Origin of the sequence: Pseudomonas sichuanensis (assembly GCF_024749065.1) — a bacterium.
GTDB classification, from domain to species: domain Bacteria; phylum Pseudomonadota; class Gammaproteobacteria; order Pseudomonadales; family Pseudomonadaceae; genus Aquipseudomonas; species Aquipseudomonas sichuanensis.
On record NZ_CP087185.1, the window covers coordinates 2,830,084 to 2,847,086 of the forward strand.

At 65.9% G+C, this 17,003-nt stretch carries 15 protein-coding genes and 2 pseudogenes; 9 read left to right on the top strand and 8 right to left on the bottom strand.

Translation table 11 applies throughout. The features are described 5' to 3' along the window. The first annotated feature begins 232 nt into the window (after nucleotides 1-232). From LOY51_RS12865 to dksA, 3 genes are all read left to right on the top strand, one after another. On the top strand, nucleotides 233-793 hold the full coding sequence (locus LOY51_RS12865) for a gamma carbonic anhydrase family protein (protein ID WP_110996531.1): 561 nt from the start codon (nucleotides 233-235) through the stop codon (nucleotides 791-793). A 2-nt stretch (nucleotides 794-795) separates the two neighbouring features. Further along, nucleotides 796-2,133 carry a dihydroorotase gene (locus LOY51_RS12870; protein ID WP_258646466.1) on the top strand — a complete coding sequence of 446 codons (1,338 nt, stop codon included), beginning with the start codon at nucleotides 796-798 and terminating at the stop codon, nucleotides 2,131-2,133. Nucleotides 2,134-2,222: 89 nt separating this feature from the next. Further along, entirely contained in the window at nucleotides 2,223-2,630 is a 408-nt protein-coding gene (gene dksA / locus LOY51_RS12875) for an RNA polymerase-binding protein DksA (protein WP_125858544.1), read from the top strand. Here the strand turns inward: dksA and LOY51_RS12880 are convergent. Further along, nucleotides 2,627-3,340: an MgtC/SapB family protein gene (locus LOY51_RS12880; protein ID WP_125464000.1), complete on the bottom strand. Its 714-nt coding sequence runs from the start codon at nucleotides 3,338-3,340 to the stop codon at nucleotides 2,627-2,629. The genes dksA and LOY51_RS12880 overlap by 4 nt on opposite strands. A gap of 440 nt (nucleotides 3,341-3,780) precedes the next feature. Here LOY51_RS12880 and LOY51_RS12885 point away from each other — a divergent pair, with 440 nt between their 5' ends. Beyond that, complete coding sequence (locus tag LOY51_RS12885) at nucleotides 3,781-4,242, top strand: sterol desaturase family protein (RefSeq protein ID WP_125858545.1); 462 nt, start codon at nucleotides 3,781-3,783, stop codon at nucleotides 4,240-4,242. Nucleotides 4,243-4,319: 77 nt separating this feature from the next. Here the strand turns inward: LOY51_RS12885 and LOY51_RS12890 are convergent, their stop codons facing one another. Beyond that, entirely contained in the window at nucleotides 4,320-5,213 is an 894-nt protein-coding gene (locus LOY51_RS12890) for a bile acid:sodium symporter family protein (RefSeq protein WP_125858546.1), read from the bottom strand. 182 nt (nucleotides 5,214-5,395) lie between these two features. On the opposite strand from LOY51_RS12890, the gene LOY51_RS12895 reads away from it, so the two are divergent. Beyond that, nucleotides 5,396-6,274 carry a Dyp-type peroxidase gene (locus tag LOY51_RS12895; RefSeq protein WP_258646469.1) on the top strand — a complete coding sequence of 293 codons (879 nt, stop codon included), beginning with the start codon at nucleotides 5,396-5,398 and terminating at the stop codon, nucleotides 6,272-6,274. A gap of 950 nt (nucleotides 6,275-7,224) precedes the next feature. Here the strand turns inward: LOY51_RS12895 and LOY51_RS12900 are convergent. The 6 genes from LOY51_RS12900 to LOY51_RS12925 form a co-directional block, all read right to left on the bottom strand. Then, entirely contained in the window at nucleotides 7,225-8,538 is a 1,314-nt protein-coding gene (locus LOY51_RS12900) for an alginate export family protein (RefSeq protein WP_258646471.1), read from the bottom strand. A 150-nt stretch (nucleotides 8,539-8,688) separates the two neighbouring features. Then, entirely contained in the window at nucleotides 8,689-9,456 is a 768-nt protein-coding gene (locus LOY51_RS12905) for an SDR family oxidoreductase (RefSeq protein WP_258646473.1), read from the bottom strand. Further along, entirely contained in the window at nucleotides 9,453-10,244 is a 792-nt protein-coding gene (locus LOY51_RS12910; RefSeq protein WP_258646475.1) for an SDR family NAD(P)-dependent oxidoreductase, read from the bottom strand. The genes LOY51_RS12905 and LOY51_RS12910 overlap by 4 nt, the downstream gene beginning before the upstream one ends. After that, on the bottom strand, nucleotides 10,241-11,059 hold the full coding sequence (locus LOY51_RS12915) for a molybdenum cofactor biosynthesis F family protein (RefSeq protein ID WP_258646476.1): 819 nt from the start codon (nucleotides 11,057-11,059) through the stop codon (nucleotides 10,241-10,243). Before LOY51_RS12915 ends, LOY51_RS12910 begins: the two co-directional genes overlap by 4 nt. A gap of 76 nt (nucleotides 11,060-11,135) precedes the next feature. Then, on the bottom strand, nucleotides 11,136-11,792 hold the full coding sequence (locus LOY51_RS12920) for a helix-turn-helix transcriptional regulator (RefSeq protein WP_258646477.1): 657 nt from the start codon (nucleotides 11,790-11,792) through the stop codon (nucleotides 11,136-11,138). Next, nucleotides 11,789-13,276: an aldehyde dehydrogenase family protein gene (locus LOY51_RS12925; RefSeq protein WP_258646478.1), complete on the bottom strand. Its 1,488-nt coding sequence runs from the start codon at nucleotides 13,274-13,276 to the stop codon at nucleotides 11,789-11,791. Before LOY51_RS12925 ends, LOY51_RS12920 begins: the two co-directional genes overlap by 4 nt. 339 nt (nucleotides 13,277-13,615) lie before the next feature. Here LOY51_RS12925 and LOY51_RS12930 point away from each other — a divergent pair, with 339 nt between their 5' ends. From LOY51_RS12930 to LOY51_RS12945, 4 genes and pseudogenes are all read left to right on the top strand, one after another. Beyond that, nucleotides 13,616-14,785 carry a p-hydroxyphenylacetate 3-hydroxylase oxygenase component gene (locus LOY51_RS12930; protein WP_125858554.1) on the top strand — a complete coding sequence of 390 codons (1,170 nt, stop codon included), beginning with the start codon at nucleotides 13,616-13,618 and terminating at the stop codon, nucleotides 14,783-14,785. Nucleotides 14,786-14,903: 118 nt separating this feature from the next. Beyond that, on the top strand, nucleotides 14,904-15,830 hold the full coding sequence (locus tag LOY51_RS12935; RefSeq protein ID WP_125464010.1) for a p-hydroxyphenylacetate 3-hydroxylase reductase component: 927 nt from the start codon (nucleotides 14,904-14,906) through the stop codon (nucleotides 15,828-15,830). 555 nt (nucleotides 15,831-16,385) lie between these two features. Next, a pseudogene (locus LOY51_RS12940) lies at nucleotides 16,386-16,601 on the top strand (PAS domain-containing protein); the annotation flags it as partial. A 99-nt stretch (nucleotides 16,602-16,700) separates the two neighbouring features. Continuing rightward, nucleotides 16,701-16,889, top strand: a pseudogene (locus LOY51_RS12945) (methyl-accepting chemotaxis protein); the annotation flags it as partial. Nucleotides 16,890-17,003: the final 114 nt, after the last annotated feature.

Sequence of the window (17,003 nt, forward strand, 5' to 3'; positions counted from 1 at the left end):
CCTAAAGCCAGAGGTGATCAAGATCGATGCTGGCCTGGGCCGGCCTCATCGCTGGCAAGCCAGCTCCCACAGGGTTATGCGATCGAGGTAGGAGCAGCTGTATTTGTAGGAGCGGCCGTGCAAGTTCGTTGTGTGGGAGCTGGCTTGCCAGCGATGAGGCCTGTCGAGAGTGCTTGCATTGTAATTGTTATAACGTAACATTTACTGCTCTCACCGACCAAGGTCTCCCTCCGTGATCCGCAGAAACCCTTCCGGCCATCTCCCCGAAATCGCCGCTTCGGCCTACATCGACCACACCGCGATCATCTGCGGCAAGGTGATCATCCACGACAACGTGTTCGTCGGCCCCTACGCGGTGATCCGCGCCGACGAGGTGGATGCCAGCGGCGACATGCAGCCCATCGTCATCGGCGCCAACTCCAATATCCAGGATGGCGTGGTGATCCACTCCAAATCCGGCGCCGCGGTGCGCATCGGCGAATTCAGCTCCATTGCCCACCGCTCCATCGTGCACGGCCCGTGCGAGGTCGGCGACCGGGTGTTCATCGGCTTCAACAGCGTGCTGTTCAACTGCAAGGTGGGTGACGGCAGCGTGGTGCGGCACAACTCGGTGGTCGATGGCCGCGACTTGCCGGCGCGTTTCTACGTACCGCCCACCGAACACATCGGCCCGCACACCGACCTTGCCAGCTACCCACCGGTGAGCGTTTCGGCCTCGGAGTTCTCCGAGGACGTGGCGCGCACCAACATCGACCTGGTGCAGGGCTACAAGGCCCTGCACAACGAGTTCTGAGCATGGACACGTTGCTGGTACGCAATGCCCGGCTGGTCAACGAGGGGCGTGAGTTCGACGCCGATTTGCTGGTGCGCCACGGCCGCATCGAGCGGATCGACGCAAGCATCGACAACGTGCGCGCAGATCGGGAGATCGACGCCAAGGGCGCCTTCCTGCTGCCGGGGATGATCGACGACCAGGTGCATTTCCGCGAGCCGGGCGCGCCGCACAAAGGCAGCATCGCCAGCGAGTCGCGGGCGGCGGTGGCCGGGGGCATCACCAGTTTCATGGACATGCCCAACACCAGCCCGCCAACCCTGACCCGCGAGGCCCTGGCCGACAAGCGGCGCCGGGCGGCGGCGGGGTCGCAGGCCAACTATGGCTTTCACTTCGGCGTCAGCCGCGACAACCTCGACACCATTGCCGCCCTCGACCCACGCGAGGTGGCCGGGATCAAGGTGTTCATGGGGGCGTCCACCGGCAACCTGCTGGTGGACGACCCGCAGGTGCTGGAGAAACTGTTCGTCTATGCGCCGACCATCGTGCTTGCCCATTGCGAACACACGCCCAGCATCCTCGACAACGAGGCCTGGTGGCGTGACCGACACGGCGAATTCATCCCGCCGGCCGCGCATCCGCTGATTCGCGATGCCGAGGCCTGCTATCGCTCGTCCAGCCTGGCCGTCGAGCTGGCCAGGCGCTTTGGCACCCGGCTGCACGTGCTGCACCTCACTACCGCGCGGGAGCTGGCGTTGTTCGAGCCCGGCCCGCTGGCCGGCAAGCGCATCACCGCCGAAGTGTGCCTGCACCACCTGCATTTCGACGACAGCGACTACGCCAGCCTCGGCCACCTGATCAAGTGCAACCCGGCGATCAAGACCGCCAGCGACCGCGAGGCGCTGCGCCGGGCGCTGGCCGAGGACCGCATCGACGTGATCGGCACCGACCATGCGCCGCACACGCTGGAGGAAAAGCGCCGCACCTACAGCCGCGCGCCGGCCGGCTTGCCGCTGGTGCAGCACGCGCTCCCGGCGGCGCTGGAGCTGGTCAGTGAGGGGGCCTTGAGTTTGCCGCAGGTGGTGCGCAAGACCAGCCACGCAGTGGCCGAGCTGTTCGCCATTCGTGAGCGGGGCTTCTTGCGTGAAGGGTATTGGGCCGACTTTGCCCTGGTAGAGCGCCTGGCTGCACCGCGCCCGGTGGCGGCCGATCCGGTGCTGGCCCATTGCGGCTGGACGCCGTTTGCGCAGCGCAGTTTTCACCATGTGGTGCGCAGCACGGTGGTCTCCGGGCAATTGGCTTGGCATGAAGGGCAGGTGCAGGACGGCTGCCAGGGGCTGCCATTGATGTTCGAGCGCTAGCCCAACCGCCGGCGGCGCGGTCGGTGTGGGAGCTGGCTTGCCAGCGATTGGGGCGCAAAGCGCCCCCCAAATTTCACAGGAGTACACCAATGACCGAAGACGAACTGCTGCGCCAGCCTGTCAGCGCTTACATGAACGAACCCCAACGCCAATACTTCCGCAACCTGCTGCTGGCCGAACGCGACGCGCTGCAGGCCCGCATCGACCAGGAATTCCGCGCCCTGCGCGAGCAGGAGGTGCACAGCGACCCGGCCGATATCGGCAGCGCCGAGGAAGAACGCCATTGGCAGCTGCGCTCGCTGGAACGCGAAAAGAAGCTGCTGGACAAGATCGACCAGGCGCTGGAGCGCCTGGCCCGTGGCGAGTACGGCTGGTGCGAGGAAACCGGCGAGCCGATCGGCCTGCGCCGCCTGCTGCTGCGGCCCACCGCCAGCCTGAGCATCGAGGCCAAGGAGCGCCAGGAGCTGCGGGAGCGGCATCTGCGCCACGACGCTTAATCGCTGTTCAGCGCGAGGGCCTGCAACTGCCAGCGCACCGAGCTCACGCCTTTCTCCAGGCTCACCCGGCTGACCAGGCGTTCCAGCGTGGCGGGTGCCTGCGGGTTGCCCAGCAGTTCGGCACGCACTTCCAGGCGCGCCGGGTCAGCCAGGTCCTCACTGTGCAGCGACTGCAGGCGCAGGCCTGGGTCGCTGAGGCTGTGCAGCATCAAGCTGCGCACCTGGATCTCGTCCTCGGCGCGGCAGACGATGCGCACTTCGAAACGCTGCTCGACCTCGCTGGCCGGCACCACCTCCTGGCGGTCCAGGCGTTGGGCGATGTCACGCAGCAGGATATTGGCGCACAGCACCACCAGGCTGCCCAACGCGGCCTCCAGCAACAGGCCAAGGCTGCACAGCACCCCGACCGCGGCGGTGCACCAGAGGGTCGCGGCGGTGTTCAGGCCGCGTACGTTGAAGCCGTCGCGCATGATCACGCCACCGCCCAGAAAGCCGATGCCCGACACCACATAGGCGGCGATGCGCGAGGCATCGCTGGGGCTCATGCCCGGCACGGCCTGGGTCATGAGCACGAACAGGCAGGCGCCGGTGCTGACCAGCGCGTTGGTGCGCAGGCCGGTCAGGCGCTGACGCAGTTGCCGCTCGGCGCCGATCAGCGCGCCGAGTACCAGGGCCACGCTCACGCGCAGCAGAAAGATCTTCCAATCCATAGCGAACCTCGTTCCACAGGCCTTGGCCCATGCAGGCGCCGCTTGCACAGCGGCGCGGTTGAAAACGGTGAATGCGCAGGACCACGGGCCGGCACGCCAACGAAGTGGCGGGGCGGGGAAGAGGAGGAGGGGTAGGCCGTCTGAGACCTGAGAAAACCACCGTCTACCGAGTGCGGCGAGACAGTGGCAGGGACACTGCCGGACTAGCTCGCCATGTGGGCCTGTCGCAAGCGACTGGGGCTACTGTCCAATGCAGGGGTCTCCTTTGCGGGGGATGCTTGAATGCGCGGCGGACCTTACGCCTTGAACCTGGCAGGGTCAAGGCTGGGCGCATGACAATTGTGTTACGGCGGGCGCGTGCAGGTGGGCGGCCTTCATGGAACATCGGCGCTGGGCAATGGTACCCTTGCGCTTTTCGTTGCCAACCCCCGGACCGTCCCATGCTGTTCAATCTCGCCGTGCTGTTCGGCACCCTGGTGGCCATGGAGGGCGTCGGCACGCTGGCCCACAAGTACGTCATGCATGGCTGGGGCTGGTGGCTGCACCGCTCGCACCATGAACCGCAGCTGGGCATGCTGGAAACCAATGACCTGTATCTTGTCGCCCTGGGCTTGATCGCCACGGCGCTGGTGGCACTGGGCAAGGCCGGGCACGCGCCTTTGCAGTGGGTGGGCGGCGGCGTGGCGGGGTATGGCGTGGCCTACGTGCTGGCCCATGACGGCTTTTTTCACCGGCACTGGCCACGGGCGCCGAAGCCGGTCAACCGTTACCTCAAGCGCCTGCATCGGGCGCACCAGTTGCACCATGCGGTGAAAGGCCGCCAGGGCAGTGTGTCGTTCGGGTTCTTCTATGCGCCGCCGTTGCGGGTTTTGAAACAGCAGCTCAAACGGCGTCGGGGCTGACTTATCGCGGGGCAAGCCCGCTCCCACGTTGCAGCCACTGAACTTGAGCGTGGGAGCGGGCTTGCCCCGCGATGGGCTCAGTTCGCAGGTTGGCCAGCTGCCTTCTCCACCCCATGGCCCCGGCTCACCCACCAGCCAAAGGCCCCTGCGGTAAAGAACATGATCAGGCTGTAGATCGCCGCTGGCACTGCCATGGTCGCGTTGTTCAACAGCGAAGGGCTCAGTGCCAGGGCAATGGCCAGGGTGCCGTTGTGGATGCCGATCTCCATGCCGATGGCGATCGCCTGGCGTTTCGGGATGCTCAGCAGCCGTGGCAGCCAGTAACCCACCCCCAGGCTGAGCACGTTGAACAGCAGCGCGGCACCACCCACGATTGGTGCGTACTCGACCACCGTCTGCCAGTCCTTGGCCAGCGCCAGGACGATGGTGAAGGCCAGGAACAACGCCGCCACCAGCTTCATCGGTTTTTCCATGCGCGCGGCAAAGCGCGGTGCCCAGTGGCGGATCAGCATGCCCAGCGCCACCGGCAGCAGGACAATGGCGAACACCTGCATTACCTTGGCGAATTGCAGCGGGATGGCTTGGTCCGACTCCATGAACCAGATCAGCGACAGGTTGACCAGCAGCGGCATGGTGAGGATGGCGATCAGCGAGTTCACGGCCGTGAGGGTGATGTTCAGGGCCACGTCGCCATGGGCCAGGTGGCTGAACAGGTTGGCGGTGGTACCGCCAGGGGAGGCGGCCAGCAGCATCAGGCCCACTGCGAGCGCCGACTCCAGGCCAAAGCCGTTGGCGATCAGGAAGCACACCAGGGGTAGCAGCAGGATCTGGCAGGCCAGGCCGATGACCACGGGTTTGGGGTATTTCACCACCCGGGCAAAATCGGCCAGGGTCAGCGACAGCCCTAGGCCGAGCATGATGATGCCCAGGGCCAGGGGCAGGATTGCGGTGAGCAGCGGCGAGGCAGTCATGGGTGGTCTCTCGGACGAAGGATCTCGAGCAGTCTAGGTGGCGGCTGAACGATAGCTAATCGCAAAGGGCCATACTTGGTAACCATTTATTACCAAAGCCACGGGCACAGCGGCCCTGCGTCGCGTTGCGATGCTGCGCCTGGCGCAGTAGCATCTGCGTTTTGCCGAAGGATTAGCCTGTCATGCCGTTCCAGCAAGGTCTGCTTGCCACCCCGGTGCCGGCCCATGCCCGCCACCTGTTCTTCGCCCTCGATTGCCATGAGGCCTTGCCATCCGTGCTCGACCAGCTGATCGCCGAAGTCGATGGGCAGAGCCTGATCCTGTGCGTCGGCGCGCCGCTGGCCAAGGCCCTGGGCCGCGAAGTGCCGGGCCTGCGCAGCTTCCCGCAACTGGACGCCGTGGTGGAGAACCCGGCGACCCAGCACGCGCTGTGGTTGTGGCTGCGTGGCGAGGAGCGTGGTGAGCTGTTCCTGCGTGCCCAGGCGCTGCAAGCGATGCTGGCACCGGCGCTGCGCCTGGTCGATAGCGTCGATGGTTTCCTGCACCGCGGCGGGCATGACCTGACCGGGTACGAGGACGGTACGGAAAACCCGGTGGACCAGGACGCGGTCGATGCCGCCATCGTTCCAGGTGACGCACCTGGCCTGGCGGGCTCCAGCTTTGCCGCGTTCCAGTTGTGGAAGCATGACCTGAACTATTTCAAGGCGCTGCCGCAGGAAGAGCAGGACAACATCATCGGGCGGCGCCTTAGCGACAACGAGGAGCTCGATGACGCGCCGGAGTCGGCGCACGTCAAGCGTACGGCCCAGGAGAGCTTCGAACCCGAGGCGTTTGTCGTGCGGCGTTCGGTGGCTTGGGCCGATGAGCGTGGGGCGGGGCTGGCGTTTGTTGCGCTGGGCTATTCGCTGGATGCGTTCGAGGTGCAACTGCGGCGTATGAGTGGGCTGGAGGATGGGGTGGTTGATGGGCTTTACCGCTTCAGCCGGCCTTTGAGTGGGGGTTATTACTGGTGTCCGCCGATGGGTGAGGCGGGGGCTGATTTGCGGGTTTTGTTGGGGTGATTCTGGTTGCCATTAGCCATTAGCCATTAGCCATTAGCCATTAGCCATTAGCCATTAGCCATTGGTTTGTTGGTTTTGAAAGTTGTATGCGCATTCATTTGCGATGTCGACGCGTAGTCACCTTTCCGCCCTTACGGCGGCCTACTTTGGTCTTGGCCAAAGTAGGCAAAGCCGCTCGCTCCCATCATACGGCCCCTACGCTGCGCTTCGGGGTCCCTTCGCTCCGGCGTCCTCCGGGCCCGCGCGGCCTCCGACTTGCTGCGCAAGTCTACATCTCGCGCCTTCGGCTAACGCCGAAGGGTGCTGCGCACCAGGGCCCTCCAGACGCCTACGCTCAGCCTCCTGAAGTCGCGAAGTTAGGGGTGGCGCCTGGGCTGGCGTTAGCTGCCGCTAGTTGGATTGGCTGGGAACTCTGGATTGCAATCGCTGGCAAGCCAGCTCCCACAAGTTAGAGCGAACTTTCAGACTTGCGCTGTACCTGTGGGAGCCGGCTTGCCGGCGATAGGGCCCGAATAAGCAATACATAAACAACAGCCAAATCTAGATAGCCGCATTACTGCTCTTGATCTGCTCTTGATTTTGCTTCTAAGCGCGCAATAGTCCAGGCAACACAAATTGCGACTTCAGGAGGCCGAGTGGAGGTGACTGTAGGGCCCTGGTGCGCAGCACCCTTCGGCGTAAGCCGAAGGCGCGAGATGTAGACTTGCGCAGCAAGTCGTAGGCCGCGCGGGCCCGGAAGGCACCGGAGCGAGGGGACCCCGGAGCGCAGCGCAGGGGCCGTATGATGGGAGCAGGCGGTTTTGCCTACTTTTTCCAAGAAAAAAGTAGGCCGCCGTAAGGGCGGAAAGGTGACTAAAAGTCGCCATCGCCGCTGAATGCGCATACATCTATCAAAACAAGCACTCTGAAAGCCGAAGCCGAAGCCGAAGCCGAAGCACCCACCTACACCCTCAAAACGGCACCGCCACCGTCAACTGGCTATAAACATTGGTCCCACTCCCCACCTGATTCCCCCCATTGCTCTCATCCTTGCGCGGCTTGAACAACCCCACCAGCGGCGTAACGATCAGGTGCTCATTCACCGCCCACTCCACATACAGATCCAGCTCCTGGGCATCGAGATCGAGCGTGTCCCGCGTACGCACCGTATTGAAGTCAAAGAACAACGCCCCGACCGTGACGTTGTCCCGTGGCGTGGCCTTGAGCCCGATATGGTGAATCCCGCTATTGGTATTGAACGGCCCGGCATAGTTGCCCGCCACTTCACCCTGTATCCAGGTGCCATAACCACTGGAAAGCCCGGTAAACAGCAAATCCCAGCCTGCTGAATAACGCGTGTAGCGGTAGGTCAGTTGCGGCGCCCAGGGCGCCTCGGCGAAGGTGTAGCCCGCCTCGGCGTACCAGGCCGTTTCGTGGCCGCCACGCTTGTCCTGCCAGGCGTACTCAAAGGCAAGCCGGGTGTTCTCAATCCCGGCACTGCCTTCGCCACGCAAGCTGTAAACGTCCATGCCTTCGCGGGCCTTCTGGAACTCGCTGGCCCACTGGTCGGCAACGTCGATCCCGTGGATGTAGGTCAAACCCAGGGTGCCGAGCTCATTGGTGTAGTCCAGGGTCCCGGCAGCCAACTCGGTCTCGGCCTGCGCTCGGTTATCGGACTTCAACCACAACACACTGCCGTGCAGCCCCTCGTTACCGCCCAGGCGCAACATGGCCGTGCGATCGAACGCGTGACGGGCACCCAGGTAGAAGCCACCACCGCGGTTCAGCTGGCCATCGGCCGGGCCCTTGCCGAGGTTGGGGCCGTCATCGTTGATCAGGAAACCGTTGCCCAGCTTGATCACCTGGCGGCCGCCGGAGACATCCACGCCATCCTTGCCCAACAGCGGGAACAGGTCGCCCGAGCGCCAGCCCAGGTAGGCATCCTCGATCTTGGTGGTGCGTTCGCTGCCATCCTGGTTGCCGCCGGCATCGCCATCGCCCCAGGCACCGGAACTGACCCAGTTCAGCGCGCCATACAGGCTGCCATTGCCGGCCAGGCCCTGGTCGCCGCTCAGGCCGTACTTGATGAACCCTTCGCGCCAGGTCGAGCCGCCGGGGGTGCCGTCGTAGTTGTGGCGGCTGTTGAACATGCCCCACACCGCCAGCATGTCGGCGTTCAGGTGGGTGTCGTCGTCGGCATACAGTTCGTAGGCCGAGCTGGCCTGGCCGTTGACCAGCAGCGCCAGGGCGGTGGCCAGCGCGGTGCGACGTGGAGTGAGACGCATGGATCGATCCTCGTTTGTTGTGTGCGGTCTTGAGTGCCGCGTTGTTGTGGAGGCAGAGGTGTCTGAAGCGACGGGCCATTAGCGCGTGGATCGCCGGGGCGGGTCTTGCCCGTGGCTGCCAGCCCACTTGCACGTCGCCGCCAGGGCGGTTCAGGGGCTGGCCAGGGTTTCGGGCAGGGTGGCGCCGCCATCGACGATCAGGGTCTGGCCGGTGATGTAGGCCGCCGCGTCCGAGGCGAGGAACAGCATCGCCGCCGCGATATCGCTGGGTTCGCCCAGGCGCCCGAGCGGCACCCCGGCCGCGATCCGCGCATTGAGGGCCGGGTCGCCGAGGTTGCCCATGGCCGGGGTGCGCACCATGCCCGGTTCGACGCCGTTGACCCGCACGTTCAGGGGGGCCAGCTCCAGCGCGGCATTGCGGATGAAACCATTGACCCCGGCCTTGGACGCGGCGTAATGGCTCAGGCCTGGGTAGGCCACCCGCGGGCCGGTCACCGATGAGGTGGCCAGCACGCAGCCGCCGCCCTGGCGACGGAACAACTCCAGCGCCGCCTGGGTCAGCCAGAACAGCGCGCCCAGGTTGACCGCCAGCGTGCGTTGCAGCAGTGCCGGGGTGATGTCGGTGAAGGGAGTGAGCGGAAAATACGCCGCGTTGTGTACCAGCACGTCCAGGCGTTCCAGCCCGGCCAGCAGGGTTGCGATTGCCTGCTCGTCAGCGAGGTCCACGGCCAGCCCCTCGACCTCATGGCCCAGGGCGAGCTGCACCTTGACCACCTGGCGCAGTGCCGCCGGGTCGAGGTCCATCGCAATCACCCGCGCTCCAGCATGGGCAAACCCTTCGACGATGGCCTGGCCGATGCCACCCGCAGCACCGGTCACCAGCACCGTGCGCCCTTGAAAATCGAAGCGGGCGCTCATGGCTGTGGCGCCAGGCGGGTGTAAGGCAGGGTGGGCACATCGACCACGGTCGCGCCGCCGTCGGCGGTGAGTACCGCGCCGGTGACGATGCTCGCCGCCGGGCTGACCAGGAACTCGCACACGGCGGCGATCTCGTCGCTGCTGGCCGGGCGACGCAGCGGCACGTCGGCCGTGACCCTGCGATAGGCCGCGTCGAGGTCTTCCCGGTGATGGGCCATCAGCACCTGCATTTCCTCATCGGCCATGGGCGTGCGCACCCAGCCTGGGCATACACAGTTCACCCGTACGCCGGCCGGGCCGTAGTCGCGGGCCAGCGAACGGTTCAGGCCGACCAGTGCGTGCTTGGCCGTGGTGTAGCCGCACACCTCGGGCCCGGCGGCCAACGACGCGATGGAACCCAGCAGCACCAGGCTGCCGCGCCGCCGCATCAGCAGCGGCAGGCAGGCGCGAGCAGTTTGGAAGGCGCTGTCGAGGTTGCTGCGCAGTGCCGCCTGCCAGGCTTCATCACTGGTCTCGGTGGCCCGACCCAGGCCATGGCCGCCGGCGCAGGCGATCACGGCGTCCAGCCCGCCGAAACGCGCATCCACCTGTTCGATGAAGCCGCGCCAGGTGGCGCTGTCGGCCGCATCACCCGCCAACACCAGGCCTGCGGTGGCCTGGGCGACACGCTCCAGCGCCTCGCGGCGACGGCCCACCAGCGCCACCTGCCAGCCCTGGGCTGCCAGGCGCAGGGCGCAGGCTTCACCGATGCCGCTGCCGGCCCCGGTGATCAGTACGCTGCGGCTCACTGCGGGTACTCCGTGCGGTTGACCACCCGGCAATACGACGACACGGGGAAGTTGGCCAGGGCATCGAAGCTGCCGCCCTCGTAGCCGAAGATCTTGCCGTCGCTGCGGTGCTGCTGCAGGTCGATCATCACCAGGCCCAGGGTCGGCACGATCTTCTCGCACCAGACGAACAGGTACAGCTGTTCGGCGATCTTGTAGTAGTGGGCGCGGTCGGTGTCGCACAGCCCTTGCTCGACACCCTTCAGGCACTGCCAGCTGTAGTAGTCGGGGTTGAGGTAAATGTGCTCGTACTCCTCGGTCGGGCTGTAGCGGTAGTGATTGCGCAGGCCCACCAGCTCGCGGGTCGGCGCGTGTGGGCAGGCACCATCCTGCCAGGGGCGGTCGAGGGTGCCGTGCAGGAAGGTGGCCTCGACGCCGGTCAGTGCCTCGCCGGCCAGGGCCAGGTCGTACAGGCCACGCTGGGTGCGGGCCTGGCCCGGCAAGCGGCCAAGCACGGCAGTGAAGGATTGGCTGAGGGTGTCGAGCACCAGCGATACCGACCAGGCCTGGCCGCCTTCGTGCTTGATGAAATCCACCAGGTAGATGCCGTCGCGCACCGAGGTGGCGCGGTAGCTGGCCGTGCCCTGGCTATGGCCGTCGGCGGCGTGCCAGTGCAGTTGATCGGTGTCGAAACGGTGCTCGATCAGCCAGCCATTGGCGAAGTGCAGGGTGAGGCTGCGCCCGCTCAGGTCGGCGCGTTGCGGCAGGATGAAGGCTTGCGGGGCGAAGCCCTCGGCAAGGGCGCCTACGGTGATCCAGTCGGAGGGTTTGGACATGTGCGTGACTCCTGGGGTTTAGGTGCCCACAGGGTGCAACGCGGCGCGGCGGCCCGGTATCAACCGGAAGGTTGAGTCACAGGAACAGCAACGCCACCAGCTCGGTGCGGTTGCTCACCCCGAGCTTGCGGAACAGGTTGATCAGGTGAGTCTTGACGGTGGGCAGGCCGACCTCCAGCGCCCGGGCGATCAGCTTGTTGCTGTGGCCTTGGCGCAGCAGTTCGGCGATCTGCCGTTCGCGGGGGGTGAGTTCGACCGCTGCCGGCCTTGGCGCCATGGGCTGGCTGGCCACCGCCAGTTGCATCAGCCCGTGCAATGGCAGCAGGCGCTGCAGTTCGTCGGGGCGAAACTCGCCCTGGCTTGCGCAGCGCAACAGCGACACTCCGGCCAGCGGCCGGCCGCCGACCTGGGCAATGATCTCCACCACATCCACCACCTGGTGCCGGGCCAGAAAACCCCGGTAGGTGTTGCCCTGGGCTTCGGGCAGGTGGGCCAGGCCCTGGCGCAGCGATACCACCGGCGTGCCGATGGCCAGGCAGCGCGCCGGTTGCAGTGGGTCGTAGGCGCGGTAGTGCTGCAAGTAGCGCGCATGCATGGGCGCCTGCAGGTCCTGCAACAGGAAATCGCAGGCCTGCTGCCTGGCATCGATGCGGTAGAACGCCGCCAGCGCCGCCGGCACCTGCTGGCTGAACGCCTGCAGGCAGTAGCGGCCCAGGTTGTCGTGCAGGTTCAATAGCGGATCATCACGGACTTGAGTTCGGTGAAGTCGTCGATGAACGCCGAGCCGAACTCACGGCCGATGCCGGAGGCCTTGATGCCGCCGAAGGGCACCGCCGGGTCGAGCAGGGTGTGCATGTTCACCCATAGCGTGCCGGCCTGGATCTCCGGGATCAGGCGCATGGCCTTGCCCAGGTCGTTGCTCCACAGGCTGGCGGACAGGCCGTAGGGCGTGGCGTTCATCAGGTGCAGCAGTTGCTCTTCGTCGTCGTACGGCAGGAAGGTCGCCACCGGGCCGAAGGTTTCCTGGTTGAGCAGGGTGTCGGCGGCACTGTTGGCGAGGATCACCGTAGGCTCGACAAAGCAGCCTGGGCCGTCGCCGATACGCCCGCCGTGGATGACCTGGCTGCCTTCGGCGCGGGCGGTGGCGAACAGCTCGGCCAGTTTGAGCTGGTGTGGCTTGTTGGCGACCGGGCCGAACTGGGTGCTCTCATCCAGCGGCGAGCCGGTTTTCAGCTGCCCCAAACGGTGCGACAGCGCTTCGAGCATTGGCTCGATCCGCGAGCGATGGACAAAGAAGCGCTCGCCGGCTGCGCAGATCTGCCCGGAATGCAGGAAGCCCGCCTCGATGATGCCGTCCACCGCCTTGTCGATGCCGACATCGGGCAGGAACGCCACCGAGTTCTTGCCGCCCAGCTCCAGGGTTGCGCGGGTCAGCTTGGCGCCCATGGCTGCCTGGCCGACGGCGATGCCGGTCGGCACGGAACCGGTGAACGACACCTTGTCGGTGCCCGGGTGCTCGACCAGCGCCTTGCCCACCAGGCCGCCGCCGGTCAGCACGTTGAGCGCGCCCGCTGGCAGGCCAGCATCTGTAGCCAGTTCAGCGATACGCAGCAAGGTCAGCGGGGTGAACTCGCTGGGCTTGAGCACGATGCTGCAGCCGGTGGTCAGGGCCGAGGCGAGCTTCCAGATGGCGATCATGGTGGCGAAGTTCCACGGCACGATCCCCACCACCACGCCGACCGGCTCGCGCAGGGTGAAGGCGCTGTAGCGCTCGCCAGCGAACGAAGGCAGCGACGGGGTGATGGTCTGGCCGGTGATCTTGGTCGCCCAGCCGGCGTAGTAGCGCAAGAAGTGCGCGGCCTGTTCCACCTCGAAGGCACGGGCGATGTTGATCAGCTTGCCCGATTGCAGGGTTTCCAACTGGGCCAGCTCTTCGCGGTTGGCTTCGAGCAGATCAGCCAGCTTGAACAGCACCGCGGCGCGGGCGGCGGGGCTGGTGCGCGACCAGGCGTTGAAGCCTTGGCGGGCGGAGTCGACTGCCAGCTCGACATCGGCCTGGCAGGCGTCGGCCACTCCGGCGATGGCCTCGCCATTGGCCGGGTTGACCACCTTGATCCTGGCGCTGGACTGGCTGGCGATGGCCTGGCCGTGGATGTACAGGCCGTGGTGGCGTGCGAGGAACGCAGTAACTCTGGGGAGGAGGGGGATTTCGCTCATGCTTTGGGCTCCGCAAGACAGTGTTCAATCGCGGGGCAAGCCCGCTCCCACACAGCTTGGATTGCAACCTGAGCAGATGGCGTGGGAGCGGGCTTGCCCCGCGATGGGGACGTATTCATATCCCGAGCCTAACGCCAGCGTTCTCAGTGTTCTTGCCTACCCCTGCCACCCCCATGACCCTGCCTGCCAGCCACAAAGCCGCCCCATGAAAAATACAATCCGAGGTGCGGAAGTTGCATTTTCCAGTCCACCCCAGGCTCCCATACTGACCCGGCATTCATCAGCGAGCTGCCATCACCAGGCAGCGCTCGCCAGGGTCCAATAACAATGAGCCAGACCATGAAAAAGCCAAACTCCCTGCTCGAAGACCTCAAGCCCCTGCTGCCGGCCATCGCCGCCCGCGCCGACCAGGCCGAGCGTGAGCGTACCGTGCCCGCCGAAAACATTGCCCTGCTCAAAGGCATCGGCCTGCACCAGGCCTTCCTGCCCAAGCCCTACGGCGGCCTGGAAATCAGCTTGCCGCAGTTCGCCGAATGCATCGCCGCCCTGGCCGGCGCCTGCGCCAGCACCGCCTGGGCCATGAGCCTGCTGTGCACCCACAGCCACCAACTGGCGATGTTCCCCAAGCAACTGCAGGACGAAGTCTGGGGCGACAACCCGCACGCCACCGCCAGCAGCAGCATCGCCCCGTTCGGCCGCACCGAAGAGGTCGAGGGCGGCGTGCTGTTCAGCGGCGAGATGGGCTGGAGCAGCGGCTGTGATCATGCCGAGTGGGCGATCATGGGCTTTCGCCGCGCCAACCCGCAGGGCGGCCAGGACTACTGCTTCGCCGTGCTGCCGCGCGGCGACTACCAGATCCGCGATGACTGGTTTGCCGCCGGCATGCGTGCCAGTGGCAGCCGCACGCTGGTGGTCGAGCGCGCCTTCGTGCCCGAGCACCGCATCCAGAAGGCCAAGGACATGATGGAGGGCACTTCGGCGGGCTTTGGCCTGTACCCGGATAGCGCGATCTACTTCAACCCGTACCGCCCGTACTTCGCCAGTGGCTTCTCCACCGTCAGCCTGGGCATCGCCGAGCGCATGCTCGAAGCGTTCAAGGACAAGACCCGCAACCGCGTGCGGGCCTACACCGGCGCGGCGGTTGGCGCGGCCACCCCGGCGCTGATGCGCCTGGCCGAGTCCACCCACCAGGTCGCCGCGGCCCGTGCGCTGCTGGAGAAGAGCTGGGAGCAGATCGCCGACTTCAGCGCACGCCACCAATACCCGACCCGGACCGAGCTGGCCTACTGGCGCACCAACCAGGGCTATGCGGTCAAGCTGTGCATCCAGGCTGTGGACAGGCTGATGGAAGCTGCCGGTGGCGGCGCCTGGTTCGACAGCAGCGAGATGCAGCGGCTGTTCCGCGATGCGCACATGACCGGTGCCCATGCCTACACCGACTACGACGTCTGCGCGCAGATCCTCGGCCGCGAGCTGATGGGGCTGGAGCCGGATCCGGCGATGACCTGATCGACCGCGTCGCCCCCATCGCCGGCAAGCCGGCTCCCACAGAGTTGCGCTGTAGCTTGTGGGAGCTGGCTTGCCAGCGATGAGGCCCTCAGCCGAATAACAAGAACTGGAGCCTTGCATGTCCACCCCCTTCGATACCCGTGCCTTCCGCCGCGCCCTGGGCAACTTCGCCACCGGCGTCACCGTGATCACCGCCGCCGACGCCTCCGGCAACAAGGTCGGCGTCACTGCCAACAGCTTCAACTCGGTGTCCCTCGACCCGCCGCTGATTCTCTGGAGCATCGACAAACGCTCCAGCAGCCACGCCGTGTTCGACGCCGCCGAGCACTTCGCCGTCAACGTGCTGGCCGCTGACCAGATCGACCTGTCCAATACCTTCGCCCGCCCCAGTGACGACCGCTTTGCCGGTATCGATTACCAGGCAGGCGAGGGCGGTGCGCCCTTGCTGCCCGACTGCGCGGCACGCTTTCGCTGCCAGAAGTTCCAGCAGCTGGATGGCGGCGACCACTGGATCCTGGTCGGCAAGGTGCTGGCCTTCGACGACCTCGGCCGCTCGCCGCTGCTGTACCACCAGGGCGCCTATTCCATGGTCCTGCCGCACACGCGGATGACCCGCCGCGCAGAAGGCGCGCCGGCCAGCAGCCACTTCCAGGGCCGTTTGCAGCACAACCTGTACTACCTGATGACCCAGGCCCTGCGCGCCTACCAGGCCAGCTACCAGCCGCGCCAGCTGGCCACCGGCCTGCGCACCAGCGAGGCACGCATGCTGATGGTGCTGGAACACGACGCCGGGCTGGCCCAGGCCGAACTGCTGGGCGAAGTGGCGATGCCCGAACGCGAGGTGAGCGAGGCCATCGCCAACCTGACCCGCAAGGGGCTGGTCACCGACGACAACGGCCGGGTGTGCCTGACCGAGGCCGGGCGCATCGAGACCGAAGGGCTGTGGAGCATTGCCAAGGCCCAGCAGGACCAGGTGTTCGGTCAGTTCAGCGAGGAACAGCTGCAGACCTTCAAGACCGTGCTCAAGGCAATCATCAGCCGCTGAGCCCTGGCAGCCAAGGTCAAGCCAGCGGCAGGCCGGCGCAAGACGGCGGCCGCCGACTTGGGTTGAACTCGCGCTTTTGTTCGATGGTTCAAGGGGGCGTGAATGCTGTTTCGCAATGAACGTTGGGTGGCCACGCTGGCCGAGGCGCTGACCCGCTTTGGCCGTGGCGAGATTGCCGAAAGCCTGGTGCAGGTGCGCCGCCACCCGCCCTTGTTGCAGGCCCTGCAAACGCTGGAGCAGCAGCGCCAAGGCCAGGCGCGGGAGCTGCAAGCGCAGGCACAAGAGCTGCAGTTGTTGGGCGAAACGCTGGCCAGCCAGCAACGGCTGCACGCGCAGCAGCAAGCGGCACAACAGCAGTTGCAGGGCGAATGCGCGCTGCTGCGTGAACAACTGGATCAACAGCTGCAGGCCAGCGAAGGGCACCAGCGCCAGGCGCATTTCTGGAGCCTGCTGCAAACCACCTTGACCGAGGGCACCTGGGATATCGAGGTCGCCCAGGGCGACGTGCACCATCCGCACAGCCGCATGCGCCTGTCCGATGCCTTTCGCGCGGTGATGGGTTACGGCCCGAAGGAGCTGGCCGATGGTTGGGATGCCCAGGTCGGCATTACCCACCCTGACGACCTGGCGCAGATCATGGCCATCTTCGAGCGCGAGATCCTGGGCGTGCATGCCAGCGGGGAATACGTGTTCGAGTACCGCATGCGCCACAAGCAGCGTGGCTACATCTGGTGCCGCGAGCGCGGCCGTGCGGTGCGTGACCCGCAAGGGGTGCTGGTACGCGTGCTGGGCGCTGTGCGCGATATCAGCGACGAGCGCAATGCCCAGGCCAGCCACCAGCAGTTGCAGGCGCACAACGAGGCCACCTATGCCCGGATCGCCACCGCCGTGGGGGTGATCCGCAGTATTGCCGAACAGACCAACCTGCTGGCCCTGAACGCGGCCATAGAGGCCGCCAGGGCCGGAGAGGTGGGGCGTGGTTTCTCGGTGGTGGCCGACGAGGTGAAGAAACTCGCCGAAAGTACTCGCCAGGCCACCCAGCAGATCCAGGCGATGTTGCAGGGCTGAACTGGCAGCCAGCAACAAGCAGGGCGGCAGGCAGTGGCAAGACCGCTGTGGCGGGGAAAGTCAAAGTGATCGCGCTAGAACAGCAACATGGTGTTGCCTGCATCG